The organism is Kitasatospora sp. NBC_01246 (assembly GCF_036226505.1).
Taxonomy (GTDB): Bacteria; Actinomycetota; Actinomycetes; order Streptomycetales; family Streptomycetaceae; genus Kitasatospora.
This window is the reverse complement of sequence record NZ_CP108484.1, coordinates 5,204,670-5,225,144: the sequence shown is the minus strand read 5'-3', so window position 1 is coordinate 5,225,144 and position 20,475 is coordinate 5,204,670. Positions and strand designations below refer to the sequence as shown.

General features: G+C 74.9%; 15 protein-coding genes. 5 read left to right on the top strand and 10 right to left on the bottom strand.

The window, feature by feature from the left end; all coding sequences use genetic code 11:
* Positions 1–241: 241 nt before the first annotated feature.
* On the bottom strand, positions 242–2,068 hold the full coding sequence (locus tag OG618_RS22815; protein WP_329489393.1) for a phosphoenolpyruvate carboxykinase (GTP): 1,827 nt from the start codon (positions 2,066–2,068) through the stop codon (positions 242–244).
* Positions 2,069–2,344: 276 nt separating this feature from the next.
* On the opposite strand from OG618_RS22815, the gene trhA reads away from it, so the two are divergent.
* The gene (gene trhA, locus OG618_RS22810; RefSeq protein ID WP_329489392.1) at positions 2,345–3,028 is read left to right on the top strand and encodes a PAQR family membrane homeostasis protein TrhA; all 684 of its coding nucleotides are present in this window, start codon (positions 2,345–2,347) and stop codon (positions 3,026–3,028) included.
* Here the strand turns inward: trhA and OG618_RS22805 are convergent.
* The gene (locus tag OG618_RS22805; protein WP_329489391.1) at positions 2,999–3,694 is read right to left on the bottom strand and encodes a hypothetical protein; all 696 of its coding nucleotides are present in this window, start codon (positions 3,692–3,694) and stop codon (positions 2,999–3,001) included. The genes trhA and OG618_RS22805 overlap by 30 nt on opposite strands.
* A gap of 304 nt (positions 3,695–3,998) precedes the next feature.
* On the opposite strand from OG618_RS22805, the gene OG618_RS22800 reads away from it, so the two are divergent.
* Positions 3,999–5,576, top strand: coding sequence for an MFS transporter (locus tag OG618_RS22800; protein WP_329489390.1), 1,578 nt, complete (start codon positions 3,999–4,001; stop codon positions 5,574–5,576).
* A gap of 8 nt (positions 5,577–5,584) precedes the next feature.
* On the top strand, positions 5,585–6,241 hold the full coding sequence (locus OG618_RS22795; RefSeq protein WP_329489389.1) for a TetR family transcriptional regulator: 657 nt from the start codon (positions 5,585–5,587) through the stop codon (positions 6,239–6,241).
* A gap of 166 nt (positions 6,242–6,407) precedes the next feature.
* Here the strand turns inward: OG618_RS22795 and OG618_RS22790 are convergent, their stop codons facing one another.
* Both OG618_RS22790 and OG618_RS22785 read right to left on the bottom strand, forming a co-directional pair.
* Positions 6,408–7,262 (bottom strand): hypothetical protein, encoded by an 855-nt coding sequence (locus OG618_RS22790; protein ID WP_329489388.1) that lies wholly within the window; start codon positions 7,260–7,262, stop codon positions 6,408–6,410.
* An 8-nt stretch (positions 7,263–7,270) separates the two neighbouring features.
* A complete protein-coding gene (locus OG618_RS22785; protein WP_329489387.1) occupies positions 7,271–7,927 on the bottom strand; it encodes a papain-like cysteine protease family protein in 657 nt (218 codons plus the stop codon).
* 265 nt (positions 7,928–8,192) lie between these two features.
* Between OG618_RS22785 and OG618_RS22780 the strand changes: the two genes are divergently transcribed.
* Positions 8,193–9,125: a hypothetical protein gene (locus tag OG618_RS22780; RefSeq protein WP_329489386.1), complete on the top strand. Its 933-nt coding sequence runs from the start codon at positions 8,193–8,195 to the stop codon at positions 9,123–9,125.
* A gap of 77 nt (positions 9,126–9,202) precedes the next feature.
* On the opposite strand, the gene OG618_RS22775 is transcribed toward OG618_RS22780, so the two are convergent.
* On the bottom strand, positions 9,203–10,063 hold the full coding sequence (locus OG618_RS22775) for a GNAT family N-acetyltransferase (protein ID WP_329489385.1): 861 nt from the start codon (positions 10,061–10,063) through the stop codon (positions 9,203–9,205).
* A gap of 33 nt (positions 10,064–10,096) precedes the next feature.
* Complete coding sequence (locus OG618_RS22770) at positions 10,097–12,157, bottom strand: thioredoxin domain-containing protein (protein ID WP_329489384.1); 2,061 nt, start codon at positions 12,155–12,157, stop codon at positions 10,097–10,099.
* 298 nt (positions 12,158–12,455) lie between these two features.
* Between OG618_RS22770 and OG618_RS22765 the strand changes: the two genes are divergently transcribed.
* Positions 12,456–13,553: a MinD/ParA family ATP-binding protein gene (locus OG618_RS22765; protein WP_329489383.1), complete on the top strand. Its 1,098-nt coding sequence runs from the start codon at positions 12,456–12,458 to the stop codon at positions 13,551–13,553.
* A 16-nt stretch (positions 13,554–13,569) separates the two neighbouring features.
* Here the strand turns inward: OG618_RS22765 and OG618_RS22760 are convergent, their stop codons facing one another.
* The 4 genes from OG618_RS22760 to OG618_RS22745 form a co-directional block, all read right to left on the bottom strand.
* Positions 13,570–14,997, bottom strand: coding sequence for a S8 family serine peptidase (locus tag OG618_RS22760; protein WP_329489382.1), 1,428 nt, complete (start codon positions 14,995–14,997; stop codon positions 13,570–13,572).
* Entirely contained in the window at positions 14,994–18,443 is a 3,450-nt protein-coding gene (locus OG618_RS22755) for a right-handed parallel beta-helix repeat-containing protein (RefSeq protein ID WP_329489381.1), read from the bottom strand. Before OG618_RS22755 ends, OG618_RS22760 begins: the two co-directional genes overlap by 4 nt.
* 106 nt (positions 18,444–18,549) lie before the next feature.
* Positions 18,550–19,836 carry a hypothetical protein gene (locus OG618_RS22750; protein ID WP_329489380.1) on the bottom strand — a complete coding sequence of 429 codons (1,287 nt, stop codon included), beginning with the start codon at positions 19,834–19,836 and terminating at the stop codon, positions 18,550–18,552.
* A gap of 123 nt (positions 19,837–19,959) precedes the next feature.
* Positions 19,960–20,403, bottom strand: a complete 444-nt coding sequence (locus OG618_RS22745) for a hypothetical protein (RefSeq protein ID WP_329489379.1) — start codon at positions 20,401–20,403, stop codon at positions 19,960–19,962.
* Between the last annotated feature and the right edge of the window lie 72 nt (positions 20,404–20,475).

The window sequence follows — 20,475 nt, the reverse complement described above, 5'->3', positions numbered from 1 at the left end:
GGGCCCGGACGGTCAGGCCGTCGCGGTCAGTCCGGTCCGGCTGGCCGTCGCGGTCCGCTCCGGTCCGGTCCGGTCCGGTCCGGTCCGGTCCGGTCCGGGAAAAGCTACGGCCGGAGTCCCGGTCCGGACGATCTCCTTGGTCGGGGAAAGATCGTCCGCGGAACTCCGGCCGTCCTGTCGCTCGGTGGGTGCGCGATTCGTGCCACGCACCCACCACTACTCGCCGGGCTGAGGCTCAGGCTCAGCCGAGGCGGGCGACCAGGTCTCGGTACTCGTCCCACAGCTCGGTGGGCGTGTGGGAGCCGAAGAGCTCCAGGTGGGCCGGGACGAGCGCGGCCTCCTGACGCCAGATGTCGGCGTCCACGGTGAACAGCAGCTCCCGGTCGGCCTCGGAGAGGTCCAGGCCGTCCAGGTCGAAGCCCTCGACGGTCGGCAGCACGCCGATCGGGGTCTCGACGCCCTCGCCGGTGCCCTGCAGGCGCTCGACGATCCACTTCAGCACGCGGCTGTTCTCGCCGTAGCCGGGCCAGACGAACGAGCCCTCGCTGTTCTTGCGGAACCAGTTCACGTAGTAGATCTTCGGCAGCTTGGCGGCGTCCGCCTGGGCGCCGACCTTCAGCCAGTGGGCGAAGTAGTCGCCCATGTTGTAGCCGCAGAACGGCAGCATCGCGAACGGGTCGCGGCGCAGCTCGCCGACGGTGCCCTCGGCGGCGGCGGTCTTCTCGGAGGCGATGTTCGCGCCCAGGAAGACGCCGTGCTGCCAGTCGAAGGACTCCGTCACCAGCGGGACGGCGGTGGCGCGGCGGCCGCCGAACAGGATCGCCGAGATCGGCACGCCCGCCGGGTCCTCCCACTCGGGGGCGATGGTCGGGCACTGCGCGGCCGGGACGGCGAACCGGGCGTTGGGGTGGGCGGCCGGGGTGCCGGACTCCGGCGTCCAGTCGTTGCCGCGCCAGTCGGTGAGGTGCGCCGGGGGCTCCTCGGTCAGGCCCTCCCACCAGACGTCACCGTCGTCGGTCAGCGCGACGTTGGTGTAGACGGTGTTGCCCCAGAGGGTCTCGATGGCGTTGGCGTTGGTGTCGACGCCGGTGCCGGGCGCGACGCCGAAGAAGCCGGCCTCGGGGTTGATGGCGTAGAGCCGGCCGTCGGCGCCGAAGCGCATCCAGGCGATGTCGTCGCCGATCGTCTCGACCTTCCAGCCCGGGATGGTGGGCTGGAGCATGGCGAGGTTGGTCTTTCCGCAGGCGGAGGGGAAGGCCGCCGCGACGTACGTGGCCTCGCCGGTCGGCGGGGTGAGCTTGAGGACGAGCATGTGCTCGGCCAGCCAGCCCTCGTCACGCGCCATCGTGGAGGCGATCCGCAGCGCGTAGCACTTCTTGCCGAGCAGGGCGTTGCCGCCGTAGCCGGAGCCGAAGGACCAGATCTCGCGGGTCTCCGGGAAGTGCGAGATGTACTTGGTGCTGTTGCACGGCCAGGCGACGTCCGCCTCGCCCTCGGCGAGCGGCGCGCCGACGGTGTGCACGGCCTTGACGAACTCGCCGTCCTCGCCCAGCTGGTCGATCACGGCCTGGCCCATGCGGGTCATCACGCGCATCGACACGGCGACGTAGGCGGAGTCGGTGATCTCGACGCCGTACGCGGCCAGCGGGGAGCCGACCGGGCCCATCGAGAAGGGCACGACGTACATCGTGCGCCCCTTCATCGAGCCGCGGAAGAGACCGTTCTCGCCCTGGAAGACCTCCCGCATCTCGGCGGGAGCCTTCCAGTTGTTGGTCGGACCGGCGTCCTTCTCCTGCTCGGAGCAGATGTAGGTGCGGTCCTCGACGCGCGCCACGTCCGTGGGGTCCGAGGCGGCGTAGTAGGAGTTGGGGCGCTTCTTCTCGTCGAGCTTCCTGAAGGTGCCCTGAGCGACCAGCAGGTCCGCGAGGCGCTGGTACTCCTCCTCGGACCCGTCACACCACTCGATGCGGGCCGGCTGGGTGAGCTCGGCGATCTCGCTCACCCAGGCCAGCAGGCGCTTGTGACGGGTGGGCGCGGATGCGCTGAGAGCGAGGTTCTCGTACGACACGATCGCTCCGTTTCACGCCATCTCGGCACGGAGACGGCGTAGCGGGGGTTTGAGGGTGCTTGCAGCGTAGCTCCGGCCTCAAGCCCAGAACACGGCGCAACGGTGAAATTGACTCATCTTTTACTACATTCAGTCTGGTTACTTGCTGGTAATCCGGCTCCTTCGGCCGACCCGAGCTCGACCCGACCGACCCCCGAACACTCCAAAACGTCCAAGTAGTGATGAGGACCACTTCCTACGCGTCAGTAACCTACGGAGCCGTAGGTAGCAGGTAGCATGCTGCCCATGACTGCTGAGCTCCTGAAGAGCACGGAGCGCGTGGAGATCAAGCCGAGTTGGCGCGGCTGGCTGCACGCCGGGATGTTCCCCGCCACGGTGGCCGCCGGGATCGTGCTGATCTGCCTGGCCGACTCCACGCCCGCCAAGATCGCCTGCACGATCTACTCGGTCAGCGCCTGGCTGCTGTTCGGGGTCAGCGCGGTCTACCACCGCTTCACCTGGGGGCCGCGCGGCGACGCCGTGCTGCGCCGCCTCGACCACGCGAACATCTTCTTGATCATCGCGGGCACCTACACCCCGTTCACCATCCTGCTGCTGGACGGCGCCGCGCAGCAGGTGCTGCTCTGGGCGGTCTGGGGCGGTGCGCTGGCGGGGATAGCGTTCCGGGTGTTCTGGGTGGGCGCGCCGCGCTGGCTGTACACGCCGGTGTACATCGCGCTGGGCTGGGCCGCCGCCTTCTTCCTGCCGGACTTCCTGCGCACCGGCGGGGTCGCGGTGCTGGTGCTGATGATCGTCGGCGGGGTGCTCTACAGCGTCGGCGGCGTGGTGTACGGGCTCAAGCGGCCCAACCCCTCACCGCGCTGGTTCGGCTTCCACGAGGTGTTCCACGCCTTCACCCTCGGGGCCTTCATCGTGCAGTACATCGGGGTCTCACTGGTGGCGTACAGCGCGACCCGCTGAACCCGGCGCCCCACGACGGGCGGTCGGCCGGTCCAGTGACCGGGCGGCCGCCCGTTCCGCTGTCCACTCCGGACCCGGCCGGCCCGGCCGGCGGTCCCCGCGCTCGTGCGCCGCGCCGTCGTGCCCCGGGCGCTCGCCCCCCGGACGCTCCCGTGCGGCGCGCTCGCGGGCCGCGCGGTCGTGACCCGGAAGCTCGGCGGCCGAGTGGTCGTGGCCCGCGAGCCCAGGGGCGGAGTGGCCGTGACCCGTGAGCCCGGCAGCCGAGTGGGCGTGGCCCGGAAGCTCCGAGGTCCGACGTTCCGGCGCCGGGAACCCGCGCACCGGGTACTCGCGGATCAGCTGCTCACGCACCCCGTACGGACGGGAGCCGGCCTGCCGCGCGTCCAGCGCCTCGCGCGCCCGGCGGCAGCGCTCGCAGTGCGCCGGGTCCGGCCGGCCGCGCCCCGGGCGGTGCCGGCGCGCCGGACGGCGCTCGCGCGGCCCGGCCTGCTGGTGCAGCTGCTGCCAGCGCCGGCCGACGTACACCATGAGCAGCAGCACCTCGACCCCGGCGACCCCCAGCACCAGGACGGCACCGTTGATCAGGTAGGCCGCGACCACGGCCAGCGCGGACACCACCACCACCGCCGCACCCCAGATCTGGGCGCTCGACTCCCTGCCGGCCATTCGACTCCCCTTCCTGCGCCGGGCACGTGGTCGGCTCCTGCCGCCCCACCCCTTCTCGCTCTCGGCACGCTTCGGCCAGCACTGACCGATTGCCACATCCTATCTACCGTCAGTCACCCGAAGCCGCCCCGGGGCGGCGAACGCCAGATCAACGTTGCGTCAATTCCTTGTGCGGGAAGCACACTTCCAGGACACGTCACGGTGGGTCACGACTACTCGCGGTGGCGCGCGACATTGACGGCCGCCCTCTTTTGGAAGTTACTGTCATTTGACAGTCACTCCCCCGAAGGCTCCGGAGGCCGCCGTGACCCCTCCCGCCGTACCCGCCCCGCCCGCTCCGCCCGGCCCCGATCCGCGGCGCTGGCTGGCGCTGGTCGCCGTCGCGCTGAGCGTCCTGGTCATCAGCTTCGACATGACGATCCTCAACGTGGCCCTGCCGACCCTGGCCTCCCAGCTGCGGGCCACCACCGGCCAGCAGCAGTGGATCGTCGACTCCTACACGGTGGTCTTCGCCGCCGCGATGCTCCCGGCCGGCCTGCTCGGGGACCGCTTCGGCCGCCGCCGCACCCTCACCACCGGCCTCGCCCTGTTCGGCCTCGCCTCCGCGGTCGGCATGCTCGCCGACAGCCCCGGCACCCTGGTCGCCGCCCGTGCGGCGATGGGCCTGGCCGGCGCCCTGGTGATGCCGATGTCCCTGGCGGTGATCCCCGGTCTGTTCCCGGCCGGCGAGCAGCGCCGCGCCACCGCGATCCTCTCCGCCGCACTCGCCGCCGGGACCCCGCTCGGCCCGCTGATCGGCGGCTTCCTGCTGCAGCACTTCTGGTGGGGTGCGATCTTCGTGATCAACGTCCCGCTGACGGTGATCGGCATCGTCGCCTGCGTCCTGCTGCTGCCGGAGACCCGCAACCCCGCCGCACCCCGGATCGACGTGCTCGCCACCGTCCTCGGCGCGGGCGGTCTGGCCGCACTGACCTACGGCATCATCGAGGGCCCCGAACGCGGCTGGGCCGACCCGCTGGTGATCGGCATGATCGGCGGCTCGCTGGTCGCCCTCACCGTCCTGGTGCTGCGCAGCCGCCACCAGCACGCCCCGATGCTCGACCTCACCCTGCTCGCGGACCCGACCTTCCTCTGGGCCGCGGGGGCCGCGACGCTGGTCTCCCTGGTGCTCTTCGGCGCCTTCTTCGTCCTGCCGCTGTACTTCCAGAGCGTGCTGGGCGCGGACGCCTTCGGCACCGGTCTGCGGCTGATGCCGATGATGGTCGGGCTGATGGTGGCCGCCAAGCTCAGCGAGGGGCTGGTCGCCCGGATCGGCCCCCGGTCGGTGATCGCCCTCGGGCTCACCTCGCTGGCCGCCGCCCTGCTGCTCGGCAGCCGCACCTCCGTCGTGGACGGCTACGGCCTGGCGGCCGTCTGGCTCACCCTGCTCGGCCTGGGCATGGGCCTCTCGCTGATCACCGCCCAGGCCTCCGCCCTGCTCACCCTGCCGCCGACCCGGGCCGGGGTCGGCTCCGGCCTGATGCAGACGCTGCGCCAGGTCGGCGGCGCGATCGGGGTCGCCGTCTTCGGCAGCATGCTGGCCGACTCCTACCGCAGTGCGCTGGACACCGCCGCGCTCCCGGCCGAGGCCGCGCACCGGGCCGGGCAGTCGGTGGTCGCCGCCGACGCGGTGGCCGCCGCCTCCGGGGACGGCGCCCTGACCGTCTCCGCCCACGCCGCCTACGTGCACGGGATGACGCTCGTCCTGCTCGTCTCCGGGGTGATCGCCCTGCTCTCGGCGGTGCTGGTCGCCCTGCGGATGCCGACCGCCGAACCGCGCCCGGGCACCGGCGCCGGTCCCGCCCCGGAGACCACCGCCGTCCCCGCCGCCGATCACGGATAATCGAAGGTATGAGCGCAACGCGGCCGACCACGGCGCCCCCGGCAGACCCGGCCCACTCGGTCCGGGCGATGCTGGAGGCGCCGCTGTCGCTGCGCGAACGGAAGAAGCTGAGGACCCGCCGGACGATCCGCCGCGAGGCGTACCGGCTGATGGCCGCGCAGGGCTACGAGAACACCACCGTGGAGCAGATCGCGGCCGCGGCCGAGGTCTCGCAGTCCACCTTCTTCCGGTACTTCGCCACCAAGGAGGACCTCGTCCTCACCGACGAGTACGACCCGGCGATCGTCAGCGCGCTGCTCGCCCGCCCCGCTGACGAACCGTTTCTCCGCTCCTGCCGCGAAGCCATCGTCGGCCTGATCCGCGAACTGATCCAGGACGAACGCGACGAGCTGCTCACCCGCCTGCGGCTGATCCACGACGTCCCCGCGCTGCGCGCCAGGATGCGCGAGAACGCCAACGACCCGCAGCGCCTCTACCTCGCCGTCCTGACCCGGCGCCGGGGCGTCGAGGAGCCGACCTTCGAGATGCGGGTCACCGCGGCCGCCCTGGGGGCGGCGACCGGCGAGACCGTCCTGCGGTGGGCCGAGAGCAACGGCGAGCTGGACATCGCCGACCTGGTCGACCACACCTTCGCCGTGCTGGAGCGCGGCTTCACCGACCTCTAGGGCCGCACCGGCGAAGCCGCGGCGGGGCCCGGCCGCAGAGCCGGACCCCGCCGCTCACCCGGTGGACGCGCTGCCCGGCGGACTCGTCGTCCGACGGACCCGCTATCCGACGGACGCGCTAGCCGATGGACCCGCCATCCGACGGACGCGCCATCCGATGGACCCGCTAGCCGCGCCGGGCGCCCGCCCGTCGCCGCAGGGCGAGGCCCGCGCCCACCAGCGCCGTGGCCCCCAGGGCCGCCGCCGCCGTGACGGCCGGCAGCGTGCCGCCGTCCGCCGCGGCCGCCCCCTGCCCGGTGGCGTCCGGCTGGTAGCCGCCGCCCTTGCCGGCCCGGTCGTACGCCGAGCCGGGCAGCTTGTCCCCGTACCGCTGGTGTACCAGCCGCTGGTAGGCCGCCAGGCTCACCCCGGACCCGCCCACCGAACGCCGCGCCTCGTCGTCCAGCGGCAGCACCCGGCCGTCCCGCAGCACGTACCAGGCGTTGAGCTGCGGTTCGCGGAACGCCGTCCCGCCACCGCCGGGCGCCGCCCGCGCCGCGTAGTCGGTCTCGTCGCCGCCCGAGGCGATGTTGACCACCCGCCAGCCGTCGCCCTGTTTGACCGTCCAGACCGAGGCCACCTGGCCGTCCGCCGAGACGGCCTTGCTGGCGGTGTACTCGGCCGTCGCGACCGGTGCGCCCGCGGCGCCGGCCACGAAGCCGGCGTCCAGGGTGTAGACCGGCACGGTGTCGCCCGAGAGGCTCGGCGCGGCCGCGCTCGCCGCCCGCGCCTCCTCGGCCGCGCCGATGGTGAGCTGCTGGGTCGGCGGGACGCCCTTGCGGGCGAAGAAGTGGCCCAACCGGTCCAGGACGGCCGGGTCCTGGACCGCGCCCCGGGCCTGCGCGAGGTCGGCGGCGGTGACCGGGGCGGGGGTGCCCGCGGAGCTGTCCGCGGCGGTGTCCGCCTGGGCGGCCGGGGTGACGGCCAGACCGAGGCCGGCGGCGAGCAGGACGGCGACGGCCGCGTTACGGATGCTGGTCATGGCCGCCCTCACGCGCCGATCCGGTACAGGGAATGGGTCCAGGAGAACGTGCCGTTGGACACGTAGTAGGTGAAGTCCGCCCAGTTGTAGCGGGTGTTGGAGGGCCACGGGTCGCCCCAGTACACCCAGTTGCTGCCGGTGTCGTAGCCGTAGACGACGTGCATGTGGCCACCGCCGGAGCTCCACTGGATCCGGGTCTCGATCGGCCGGTTGGCGTTCACCTCGGTCTGCACCGTGCTGTAGCGCAGGTACCCGGTGACGTACGAGCCGGGGTTGATGCCGATTCGGCTGAGACCGTTCTGCACGTCGCCCAGCGTGGCCTGGCTGTTGGGGCAGCTGGAGTTGGACGAGCGGCCGAACGCGGCGTTGCAGAACTGGTTCTGGCTGTAGTCGTACCCGAACCAGGTGGCGATGGTGTTGCCGCTCGCCGCCCAGCACCAGTTGGTCTGCTGTTGCTGCTGCATGGTGATGTTGAGCTTCTTGAACGTGCCGGCCAGATCGGCCGTACTGCCCGGCGCCGCGGCCGGACGAACCTGGGCGGACGCACCGGTGGGGGCCGGCGCGGCCGAGGCGGGGCTGGTCGCCGCGACGCTGAGCGCCGGGCCGAGCACGCCCAGCGCGAGCGCCGCGACGGCGCGGCGCGGACGTATCCGTGGAACTGGCATGGGGGAGTTTCTCCTTGCACGACAGAGGAGTGGGGGTTCCGTCTGGGTGCGGTCCGGATCGCGCCACCGAGCATCGCCCCGTTGACAGAAGCAGGTCAACGGCCTTCACAGCACGCGGAACGCGGTGTGAACGGCCCGGCCCAGGTGTGAACGCCGCCCCGGAAACGCCCGCGCGGCAGGCCCGGACCGGTGACAAACGGCCTTCCACATGTGAATATTCACGACCAGCCGGTGTCCGCCCTGCCCGCCCACCGAGGAGGCCGCCATGCAGCGGAGCGACCAGGCCGACCTCGCCACCGCGCTGCGCACCGGCCCGTTCCACGTGGCCCTGCGCACCGCCATCGCCGCCCGGGGCCTCGCCCTGCACCGGATCCGCCGGCACCTCGCCCTGCGCGGCATCGACATCGGGGTCACCAGCCTCAGCTACTGGCAGCAGGGCCGCCGCCGGCCCGACCGGCCCGAATCGCTGCGCGCGGTCCGGGCCCTGGAGGAGGTGCTGGAACTCCCCGAGCACTCCCTCACCCGGCTGCTCGGCCCCCGCCGGGCCACCCCCGCCGAGCAGGCCGGCCCGCCCGTGCGCCCCTACCGGGACCTCATCTCCCCGGCCGCCGCCGTCGACGACCTGCTCGCCGAGCTCTCCGGCCCGCGCGACACCGGCCTGCACACCATCACCCACATCGAGCGGATCCGGATCGGCGCCGACCGCCAACTGCTGCGCCGGGACTCCCAGCACGCGCTGCGCGCCCACCGCGAAGGCATCGACCGCTACCTGGCCATCTACCAGGGGGACCCGGGTTGCGACATCGCCCGGGTCGGCGTGCGCGCCGAGGAGAACTGCCGCCCCGGCCGGATCCGCCGCGACCAGACCCATCACCTGCTGGTCGCCGAGCTCCTCCTCGACCGCCGCCTCCGGGCCGGCGACACCCACCTGCTGGGCTACGGCTTCGACGCCAGCCCGTCACCCACGCCCGGCTGCGAGTACGTCCGAGGCTTCAACTCCGGCGCCGGCCAGTACGTCCTTCAGGTCACCTTCCACCCCGCCGCCCTGCCCGTCCGCTGCCACCGCTTCGCCCTCCGCTCCCCCGGCGAGAAGCCCTACGAGACGGAGGAGTTGACCCTCGACGGCCACCACTGCGTGCACCTGGTGGCGACGGCTCTCCAGCCCTGCCTGCTCGGCGTCCGGTGGGACTGGGAGTAGCCCGCCCCCCGCGCCGTGGACGGGCCGCCCGCCGGTCACGCCCGGACGCCGAACCGTCGGACGGGGACGCCCGCCGCTCAACCCCGGAAGCCGACCGTCAGGCAGTCCTCCACCGGGCGGTAGCCGAGCTGCCGGTAGATCGAGTTGCTGGTCGGGTCGGCCAGATCGGTGAACAGCAGCACCTCGGCCGCCCCCTGCGCGAGCGCGTGCGCCGAGGCCGCCGCGGTGACGCCGCTCGCGTAGCCGCGGCCGCGCCGCTCGGGCGGGGTGTAGACCGGGCCGATCCGCGACATGCCGGCGATCACCGGGCTGTTCCCGGCCATCGCGACCGGGGCGCCGCCGTCCTCCCAGACGTGGAGCAGCCCGGCGGCGATCCGGTCGTCCACCGTGTCCCGGGCGTTCGGGAGTTCGATGGCGACCTCGGCCCCGAAGGCCCCGTACCAGTCCACCAGCAGCTCGCGGTCGGCCGGAGCGCAGACCCGGGGGCGGCCGGCCGGCGGGCGCGGCGGGCCGGTCAGCCCGTCGAGCCGGTAGAGCCGCTGACGGGAGCGCGCGCACGCGGTGGCGCCGGTCGCGGCCTGCCAGGCGGCGGCGAACGCGTGGACCGCCGACTCGCCACCGGAGACTGCCGTGACCTCGGTGAAGTCCGGCCCCGCCGCAGCCAGTTCTACGGCGAGTTCGGCCGCCGCCCGGTCCGGCATCACGCCGAGGCGCGGCTCGAACGGCGGGGTCCGCAGGAACGCGCCCTCGACCGGGCCGCGCGGCTCACGGCTCCACCACCCGAAGACCGGCGGCTGCGGGCCGAAGGCGTGCGGCCCGCGCCCGACCAGCCGGTCGCTCACGGTGAGCAGGACGGTGTTCTCGGCCGGGCGGGCGCGGAGGAAGCCGCCCGCCCGCGCGAGGAAGTCGTCCAGGGACGTGGCCAGGGTCCAGGTCATGGGCGATTCTCGCCCGGCCGGGCACAACTCGATTCAGCTCGCCGGGTCGTCCAACTCCACCAGGACGCCCAGTCGTTCGGCCAGCACCGCCGGGTCGGTGGTCGGTGCGTCGCAGGCGAAGTGCCGGCAGATGTAGGCGGCGGGTGCGCCGCCCACCAGCGGCCGGTCCGCCAGCAGCGGCACCTCGTCGGCGTCCGGCGCGCCGACCGCGACCACCGCGCCGGGCGCGGTGCCCAGCAGCGCCGCCCGGTGCAGCGCGGCCGTCGCCGGATCCCCGGCCGATCCGACCACGGCCACCTCGCGCGGGCCGTCCACCAGCGCCTCGGCCACCGCCAGGCCCCAGCCGATGAACCGGGGCGCCCGGCCGGCCAGTGCCCCGACGATGCCGAGCGCCCGCTCGGCGGCCGTGCGGTGGCGCGCCGACCCGGTGTAGGCGGCGTAGGTCAGCAGCGCGCCGGCCGCGGCCGTCCAGCCGGACGGGGTGGCGTTGTCCGTCGGGTCCTGGGGCCGCCGGATCAGCTCCTCGGCGTCGTCGGCGGTGTCGTACAGCGCGCCGGACGCCTCGTCGGCGAAGTGCTTGAGCACGGTGTCCAGCAGCCCGCCGGCCAGCTCCAGCCACTCGGCCTCGCCGGTGACGGCGTACAGCGCGAGGAAGCCCTCGGCGGTGTCCGCGTAGTCCTCCAGGACGCCCGCGTGGGCACCGGCCCGGCCGTCCCGGGAGGTGCGCAGCAGCCGGCCGTCCGGCGTGAGGTGGACCGCCAGCAGCAGGTCGGCGGCGCGTTCGGCGGCCTCGACCAGGTCGGGCCGCTCCAGCAGCGCGCCGGTCTCGGCGAGCGCGGCGACGGCCAGCCCGTTCCAGGCGGCGACCACCTTGTCGTCCCGGGCGGGCGCCGGCCGCTCGGCCCGCGCCGCGAAGAGCCTCGCCCGGATCCGCTCGGCCGCCTCGGCGTCCGGCGGGTCGGCCGGCAGCTGCAGCACCGAGGAGCCGTGCTCGAACGTCCCCGTCGCGGTCACCTCGTAGAGCTCCGCCGCGAGGGCCGCGTCCGCCTCCCCCAGCACCTCGGCGAGCTGCCCCGGCGTCCAGGCGTAGTACGCCCCCTCGACCGAGGCGCCGCTCCCGTCCAGGCTGTCGGCGTCCAGCGCCGAGGCGAACGCCCCTTCGGGGGTGCGCAGTTCACGCAGCAGGAAGTCGGCCGTGGAGAGCGCCACCCGGCGGGCGAGCGGGGAGCCGGTGGCCCGCCACAGGTGCAGGTACGCGCGGAGCAGCAGCGCGTTGTCGTAGAGCATCTTCTCGAAGTGCGGGACGACCCAGCCGGCGTCCACCGCGTACCGGGCGAAGCCGCCACCGAGCTGGTCGTGGATGCCGCCGCGGGCCATCGCCGCGGCGGTCCGGACGGCCATCTCCAGCGCGGCCGCCGAGCCGGTCCGGGCGTGGTGGCGCAGCAGGAACTCGATCACCATGGCCGGCGGGAACTTGGGCGCCCCGCCGAAGCCGCCGCGCCGGGCGTCGAACTCCCGGCCGAGCGCGACCAGCGCCTCGTGCAGCTCGGCCTCCCCCGGCGGCCGGTGGACCCCGCTGCCGACCCCGTACACCGAGGCCCGCTCGGCCAGGTCGGCCCGGATCCGGGCGGCGACCTCGCCGACCTCCTCGCGCCGGTCCCGCCAGGCCGCGTCGACGCCCTCCAGGACCTGCCGGAAGGACGGCATCCCGTGCCGGGGCTCCGGCGGGAAGTACGTCCCGAAGTAGAACGGGTCCTTGTCGGGCGTGAGGAAGACCGTCATCGGCCAGCCGCCCTGCCCGGTGGCCGCCTGCACCGCCTCCATGTAGACCGCGTCGACGTCCGGCCGCTCCTCGCGGTCGACCTTCACCGCGACGAACCGCTCGTTGGCGTACGCGGCCAGCGCCTCGTCCTCGAAGGATTCGTGGGCCATCACGTGGCACCAGTGGCAGGCCGCGTACCCGACCGACAGCAGCACCGGCACGCCGCGCCGCTCCGCCTCCGCGAACGCCTCGGGGCCCCAGGGCCACCAGTCGACCGGGTTGTCGGCGTGCTGCAGCAGATAGGGCGAGGTCGCACCGGCGAGACGATTCACGCCGCCACCCTACTCATGGCAGGCGACGGGACAGCTGTCGAAACGGCGGCCCGGTGCGCCCGAGTGCCGGCGGTGCGGTCCGGCGGTGGTCGAGCGTCCTGGTCGCGAAGCCCGGGACGCGGGGGCTGCCCGGGGACGGCTGCTCGGCGTCCGGCCGCTGCCGCAGCTGATCCGACGCGCACCCGTCGGGTGTTCGCCCCGTCGATCCGGGGCGGGATGCGGCGTTGAACCGGCTCGCCGCCCCGGGCCGTTGAGTCGAGGCGGGCGGCGGGGCGATGCGGTGACAGGAGGCAATGGCGTGACGGGCGACCACACGGTCATCGAACGGGTGCGGCGGCTGGAACGGGAGGCGGACTGGGACCTCGCCCCGGTGTACGGGCCCGTCTCGCCGCCACAGGAGCCCGAGCGGCACCGGCCGTTGGACGCCACGGGCACGGTGCCCGTGCTCCCGGAGGCCGCTCCCCTCGCCGCCCCGCCCCAGCCGGCGGCACAGCCGGCCCAAGCCGTGCCGGGGGTCGGCGCGCCCGTCGCCCGGCGGGGCCTGCGCGGGATCGGCCTCGGCGCCGGGCTCGGCCTGGGCCGGGTCGATCGGGAACGGCTGGAGGCCGTCGTCCGCACCCCGCTGCACCGCTCCTACCGGATCGCGGTCGTCGGCCTCAAGGGCGGTGTGGGCAAGACCTCCGTGACGCTGGCGCTCGGCTCCGTGCTCGCCGAGACGCGGTCCGACAAGGTGATCGCCGTCGACGCCAATCCGGATACCGGCACCCTGAGCGCGCGGGTTCACCGGGAGACCACGGCCACCGTCCAGGACCTGCTGGTAGCCGCTCCCTCGATCACCGGCTACATGGACATCCGCCGCTTCACCTCGCTGACCCCCAGCGGTCTGGAGGTGCTGGGCAACGACCCGGACCCGGCGGTCGCCACCGCCTTCGGCGGCGAGGACTACCAGCGGCTGGTCGACCTGCTCGCCCGCCAGTACCCGATCGTCCTCAGTGACTGCGGCACCGGCCTGCTGCACGGCGCCACACGCGCCGTGCTCGACCTCGCCGACCAGTTGGTCGTCGCCGCCACCGCCAGCCTCGACGGCGCGAGCGGCGCCGACGCCACCCTGGAGTGGCTGCACGCGAACGGTTACGGGCCGCTGGCACGGCGCAGCGTGACCGTGGTCTCCGGCGTCCGCGGCACGGGCCGGGTGGTGAAGGCGGAGAACCTGGTGGCGCATTTCGAGAGCCTCTGCCGAGCCGCCGTCGTCCTGCCCTTCGACGAGCACCTGGCCCTCGGCGGGACGTTCGAGCCCGCGAAGCTCCGCCACCGGACCCGCCGCGCCCACCTCGAACTCGCCGCCGCGGTCGCCGAGGGGATGAGCCACCCAGGCGCCGCCGTTCCCGCCGGCTAGGGCCTGGGAGGGCCCGTCAGGCCTGCCAGCGCCCGGGGCGCCAGGCGCGGCGGCGGCCGGCCGCGCAGACCAGTGCGGTGCCGGTGACCAGGGCGACGCCGGCGAGGACGGCGCCCGCCGTCACCACCGCCTGGTGCCCGGCGGTGTCCGGCGACGGCGGCCGGAGTGCGGCGACGGTCGGGGCCGGGCGGGGCGACGGCGGGACGGCGGCCGGCGCCGGGGCGCCGACGGCGGCCGCCGGGTCGACCGTGCCGTAGCCCACGCGGGGGTCCGGCAGGGCGGTGCCCGGGTGGTAGGCGGTGGACGTCAGACGGTCCTTCAGCCCGGCCGGCCCGAGGTCGGGCCGGTAGCCGAGGACCAGGGCCGCGGTGCCGGCCACCACGGCGGCGGCGAAGCTGGGCCCCGAGCCGGTGAAGTAGCCCTTGCCGCCGGGCCCGACGCTCATCATGGCGCCCCCCGGGGCCACCAGGTCGATCCGCCCGGCCCCGCCGCCCGGGGCACCGGAGCCGCCGGAAGTGCCGGAGGTGCCCGAGCCGACCCCGCCCGACCCGCCGGAGTCCGTACCGCCGCCGTTCGGGGCACCGTTCGGGGCCAGGTCGGACACCGTCAGGACCTCCGCGGGGGCCGGGGCGGACCCGGACCCGGACCCGCTCCCCTGGTCGGGCCCGGCCGGGGCGACCACCAGAGCCCCCTTGCCGCCTGCGTAGCGGACCGCGCCGGCGAGGTCCTCGTCACCCGCCGCGACGGGCAGGGCCAGCGCGATCACCCGGGCGCCGCCGTCGGCCGCGTCGCGGATGCCCTTGGCCAGCAGGGCGGCGGTGGTGTTCCCGGCGTCATCGGTCACGGCCACGGCCAGGACGCGCGCCTCGGGGGCGATGCCCGCGAAGCCGACGCCGTCGCGCCGGCCGGCCGCGATCAGTCCGGCGAGGAACGTGCCGTGGCCGACGCAGTCGCGGGTGGAGGCGCCCTCGCCGTACTCGCGCGGCCCCGGCACCAGGCGCCCGCCCAGGACGCCGGAGGCCGGGTCCACTCCGGAGCCGACGACGGCGACGGTCACCCCGGCGCCGCGGCCGAGCTGCCAGGCGGTCTCGGGACGCAGGAAGGCCTGCGCCCACGGCATCCGGTCGGTGTCCTTGTCGGAGGGCTTCACGCAGCCGTCCGCGCGGCCCGCGCTCCGGCTCTGCCCGATCACGGGCAGCGACCCCGGCTCGGCGCCGCCGGAGGAAGGCTGTCCCGGACGGGCCGTACCCGCCGCGGCGGGAGTGCCGGGGACCGGGGCACCGGAGACCGGGGCACCGGGTGCGGCGCCGGCCGGGCCGGCCTGCGCCAGCAGGATGCCGAGGCACAGCACGGCGCACACCGCCGGACCGGCCCCCGTCCGCCGCACCCCCGCAGCCGGTCGGATCCGCGCGGCGCGGCGCGCACGGGAGCGAGCGCCGGTCATCCAGCCCTCCCCCGCGCCGGCACGGGGATGTCCTGCGGCAGCAGCAGGCTCAGCTCCGAGACGTCGCCGATGTCGAGCCGGGCCAGGCGCCCGGCCTGCCGGGTCACCATCGCCTCCAGCGTCTGCCGGGCGAAGCGGCCGTTGCCGAAGTTGCGGTCGCGCGGGACGGTTTCGCACAGCTGCGCCAGGGCGGCGAGGGTCTCGGGCGCGCAGACGTAGCCGGCCTGCTCGGCCTGCAGCCGGACGATGGTGACGAGTTCGTCCGCGCTGTAGTGGTCGAAGGCGATCTGCTGGGAGAAGCGGGAGGCCAGGCCGGGGTTGGAGGCGAGGAAGCCCTCCATCTCCTCCTGGTAGCCGGCCACGATCACCACGACCTCGTCGCGGTGGTCCTCCATCAGCTTCATCAGGGTGTCCACCGCCTCCTGGCCGAAGTCCCCGCCGGCCCCGTTGCGGGGCGTCAGGGTATAGGCCTCGTCGATGAACAGCACGCCGCCGCGCGCGCGTTCGAAGGCGTCGCGGGTGAGCTGGGCGGTGTGGCCGATGTAGCGGCCGACGAGGTCGGCGCGGGCGGTCTCGATCAGCTGACCGCCGGGCAGCACGCCGAGTTCGGCGAGGAGCTCGCCGTACAGGCGGGCGACGGTGGTCTTGCCGGTACCGGGCGGCCCGGCGAAGACCAGGTGGTGGCTGATCTTCGCGGTGGGCAGGCCGGCCTCCTCCCGGCGGCGCACCTGGGTGATGAGGTTGACCAGGTTCTCGACCTGCTCCTTGGCGGCGGCCAGGCCGACCATCGAGCGCAGCTGTTCCAGCAGTTCGGTGCCCTTGCCGCCATCGGCGCCCGCCGCGCCGGCCTCCGCCCGGGCCGCGGCGGCGGCCTCCGCGCCGAGGTCCTCGGGCAGCAGCAGCGGCAGGTCCGCGTCGGTGACTTCGGCGAGCTCGGCCAGCCGGGACGCCTGGCGGTCCACCATCTCCTCGAACACCTTGCGGGCGGCGCGGCCGTTGCCGAAGTCGGCGCCCTTGGGCATCCGCGTGAAGTGCGTCCCGAGCGCGTCCACGGTGACGGCGTCGAGTTCGTAGCCGTGCGCGGTGGCGGACCGCTCGACGATGGTGACCAGTTCCTCGGGCGAGTAGTTGCGGAAGTCCACGGTGCGGCTGAAACGGGAAGCCAGGCCCGGGTTCGAGGCGAGGAAGTCGCGCATCTCGTCCGAGTACCCGGCGACGATCACCACCACGTCGTCGCGGTGGTCCTCCATCAGCTTGACCAGCGTGTCGATCGCCTCCCGGCCGAAGTCCGGTCCGGTGCCGCCGGAGCCGGCGGACAGCGTGTACGCCTCGTCGACGAACAGCACGCCGCCGAGCGCGGACTGGAACACCTCGGTGGTCTTGATCGCCGTACCGCCGATGATCGAGGCGACCAGGTCGGCGCGGGCCACCTCCACCAGGTGGCCGCTCGGCAGCACGCCGAGCTCGGCGAGGATGGCGCCGTAGAGACGGGCGACGGTGGTCTTGCCGGTACCGGGCGGCCCGGCGAAGACCAGGTGGCGGCCCATCGGCAGAGCCGGCATGCCGGCCTGTTCCCGGCGCCGGGCCAGCTTGTTGAGGTTGACCAGGGTGGCCACCTGGTCCTTGACGCCCTCCAGACCGACCAGCGCCTGCAGCGCGGCCTGCGGTCCCTCCGGCTCGGGCGGCGGCGGGGCGGCGGCCGAGTGCCGCGCCGGGTCGGTGGCGTCGTCGCGGTCCCCGGCGCCGACGCCGGTGCCGTCCTGCGCGCCGGCCGGTCGGACCGCCGCGGGGCCGTCCTCGGCGCCGGCGCTCGCGCTGCCGTGGCTGTCGGCGCGGCCGTTGTCCCGGCTGGTGAGGTCCTGTACCGCCAGCCGGCTGCCGGCCCTGGTCTGGCGCAGCCCCGAGCCGCGGTTGCCGGCGACGGTGCACCCGGTGACCCGGACCGGTTCCTCGGAGTCCACCCGCAGGCCGTCGCCGGCGTTGTCGGTCAGTTCGCAGCCGTTCAGCGCGGCCCGGCTGCCCGCCGCCATCAGCACGCCGTGGCCGCGGTTGCCGTGCACCCGGGCGCGGACCATGGTGAGTTCGCCGCCGTCCTCGACCAGCACGCCGTCGCCGGTCCATTCGGCGATGTCGCAGTCGCGCAGGGAGGCGACGCCGCCGGGGCCGACCTCGACCCCGGCCACCGCGGCGGCCCGGCCGGGGCCGGCGGCCGGGGCGCCGCCGCGCACCGTGGAGCCGCCGACCTGGGTGTTGCCGCCGTCGGCGACCCGCAGTGCGGCCCGCCCGGTGGCGGACAGCACGCACGACTCCAGGCGTCCGCGTCCTTCCCGGAACACCTCGACGCCGTGGCCGCGCACCTCCGCGATGTCCAGGCGGCGCAGCAGCGGGTTGGCGCCGTCGCGCACGCTCACCCCGGCCCCGGCCGCGCCGCGCACCTCCAGCCGGTCGAACTCGGCGGCGCTCTCGCCGGTCAGCTCCACTCCCGCCCCGGCGCTGTCGGCGACCGCGGTGCGGGTCAGGGCGGGGCTGGAGGACTCGTCCACCAGGATCCCGGCCAGCTCCGAGGCGGCCACCTCGCACTCCTCGAAGCGGCCGCGGGAGCGGCCGGTGACGTGGATGCCGTGGCCCTTGGTGCGCACCGTGCGGCAGCGCCGCAGCAGCGGGTCGGTGCCGCCGGCCAGCACCACGCCGTGGCCGCGGGTTGAGCTGACGGTGCAGTCCTCCAGCACCACCTGGGCGGCGGAGCTGACGTAGACGCCGATCGAGGTGTCCAGGACGGTGGTGCGCAGCACCCGGGTGGAGCTGTTCTCCTCCAGGGCTATGCCGGGCTTGTCGGTGGCGGAGATCTCGCAGTCCTCGATCGAGCCGCGGCCCTCGCCGTTGACGCACACGCCGTTGCCGCGGGCGTCGCGCATGACGCAGCCGCGGACGACGGGGTTGGCGCGTTCGCCGATCACCACGGCGGAGCTGCCGAGGTGTTCGATCACGCAGTCCTCGATGACGCTGGTGCCGGTCGAGGTCTCGACGATGCCGGCCCCGGCGGGGTTGACGACGCGGCAGCCGCGCATCGCCAGCGAGCCCTGCTGGCGGGCCAGCACGGCCGTCCAGGAGTTGCCCGCCACCTCGCAGTCCTGGAGGGCGGCCTGGCCGCGCGGGACGTCGACGGTGGGCAGTTCCTCGTCCTGGCCCTGGAGGACCAGGCCGGTGAGCTGGACGGCCTCGGCGACCACCTGCACCACCGCGCCGCGCCGGGGTGAGATGCGCACGCTGCCGCGGGCCTCCTCGGCGGTGATGGTCACCATCTTGGTGATCACCAGGTTCTCCTCGTAACGGCCCGGGCGGACGCTGATGACCGCTCCGCTGCGGGCCGCCTCCAGGGCGGCGCCGATCGTGCGGTAACCGCCGCCGCTCGGCTCCGCGCAGACCGTCAGCACATGGCGGCTCATCGGGCGTTCTCCTCCGTCGTTCGTGGGGCGGTGACGCTGGTCGGGCGGTGGTGCGGGCGGTGGTACGGGCGGCGGTCGATGGGCCGCCGGTGGTGCGGGCCGCGGGTCAGCCGGTGCAGTTGGCCCTGACAGCGGAGGCGGCGTGGTGGGCGTAGGTCTGGGTGCCGCCCTTCCAGTCGTTGCCGCGGCTGTGCAGCACCACGGCGATCCTTCCGCCGCTGAGCGGGAAGGTGCCCGCGGAGACCCACTGGCCCCGGTGGGCGACCTGGTTCACCTCGAAGGACCTGTCCTGCACGGTGTAGTAGGTCGGGGCGCCGCCGACCGCCTTGATGTCCCCGTCGGGCACGAAGACCGACAGGTTGCAGGTGCCGGTGGTGACCGGGCCGGTGGTGAAGGTCCACACCACCGAGTTGCTCTTGTCGTCGTTCGCGTCGCCGGACATCGGCACCGAGCTGAAGCCACCGCCGCAGCCGTCGCCGGTGTAGCCGCCGGAGTTGCGACGCCAGCCTTCCTGGCCCTTGTCGTACCAGCCGTTCAGCTGCATGGAGGTGGACCCGCCGCAGCCGGGGCCCGCGACGGCGTAGTAGGTCGGCGGTGGGGGCGGGGGCGGCGGGGCCGCCTGCTGGGTGGGCTTGGCCGGGGGCACGGCGGGCTGCTCGGCGGCGGGCGGCTGGGGTTGCGGCGTGCCGGCGGCCTGTCCGTTGGTCTGGGCGGTGCTCTGTCCGGCGCCCTGGGCGGGTGCGGGGGCGCTCGCCGCGGTGCCGGTGGCGGGACGACCGGTGGGCCGCGCGCTCGGGCCCGGGTCGGGGGCCTGGACGGCGTCGGGCAGGGCGGCGGCCCCGGCGGCGGCGGGGACCACGCCCTCCCCGGGTGCCGGGCCGTCGGCCGGCGGGCCGGGCTGCGGGGGCTGGTCGCCGGGCGGGTTACCGGGCGGGTTTCCGGGCGCGTCGGGGCCCGGCACGTAGCCGTCGCCGCCGCCGTCCGGCTGGGAGTACCCGGCGGGCGGCGGGCCGTCGGCGCCGGGGGGGTGGGGGCCGTCCCCGCCGAACCCGGAGAGGGCCAGCGGCACCCCGACCAGCACGAGGCCGGCGATCACCGCGGCGGCCACCATCGACTTGGGGAGGCGGCGTTGGCCGCCCTCCTCCTCGGCCGCTCCCGCCGGTGCGGGCACGGCGCTCACCCCGGCGCGGGACTGCCCGGGCGCCGCGGCGCCGCTCTCCCCGACCGGGGGCATCGCCCCGGCGGCGCCCACAGCGGCGGGCGCCCGCCGCGCGGGCCCGGCCGCGGCCTCCGCCGGCTGCCCGGCCTCCTCGGCCGGCTCGGGCACCGCCCATGCCACGGCGGGCAGTTGGACGCCCCCGCCCGACGGCTGACTCTCACGTCCGTTGCGCACCTTGCCCACCCGGGCCTCCTGGCTCTCGACAACGACACCCGACCGGGACGGCCCGTCCCGGCCGCAGCGGCCGCCCGACACAGCCGTCCCTTAGGAACTCACGGACGGCGGGGCACGCGGGGTTCAGTCGGTGTCCGGGCGCCAGGCCGGCTCGGCCGGCTGCGGCGGGTGGAGGACGAAGTCGGCCGCCCGCTCCAGGGTCGCCGCGTCCGGCTGGGGCCGTGCGTCGCCCCGCTCGCGCAGGTGCGCCAGCAGCCCGGGTTCGGGAGCGATGTCGTACTCCTCCAGGTAGTAGGTGACGGTGTCGGTCCAGATCCACTCGCCGTCGGTGCGGTAGTTCAGCGGGACGGCGCCCTGCCGGGAGGTGTCGAAGATGTCGTCCATGAGCATCGGCGTCATCAGCACCTCCGCGCCGGCCCGCAGGTACCCGGCCAGCGCGGCCCGCTCCGTCGCGTCCTCGACCACCGCGCGGTCCGAGAACCCCGGCCCGGTCACCGGGTCGACCATGTCGAACACCGCCGCCAGCCGGAACTCCCCGACGTCCTCGTGCTCCTGCTGCTGATCCAATGTCCTGCTCCCTCGCTTGTCGGCCCCGCCCCCCGGGTGCCCCCACCCGGGGCAACGGCGCCCGGAGCGGGC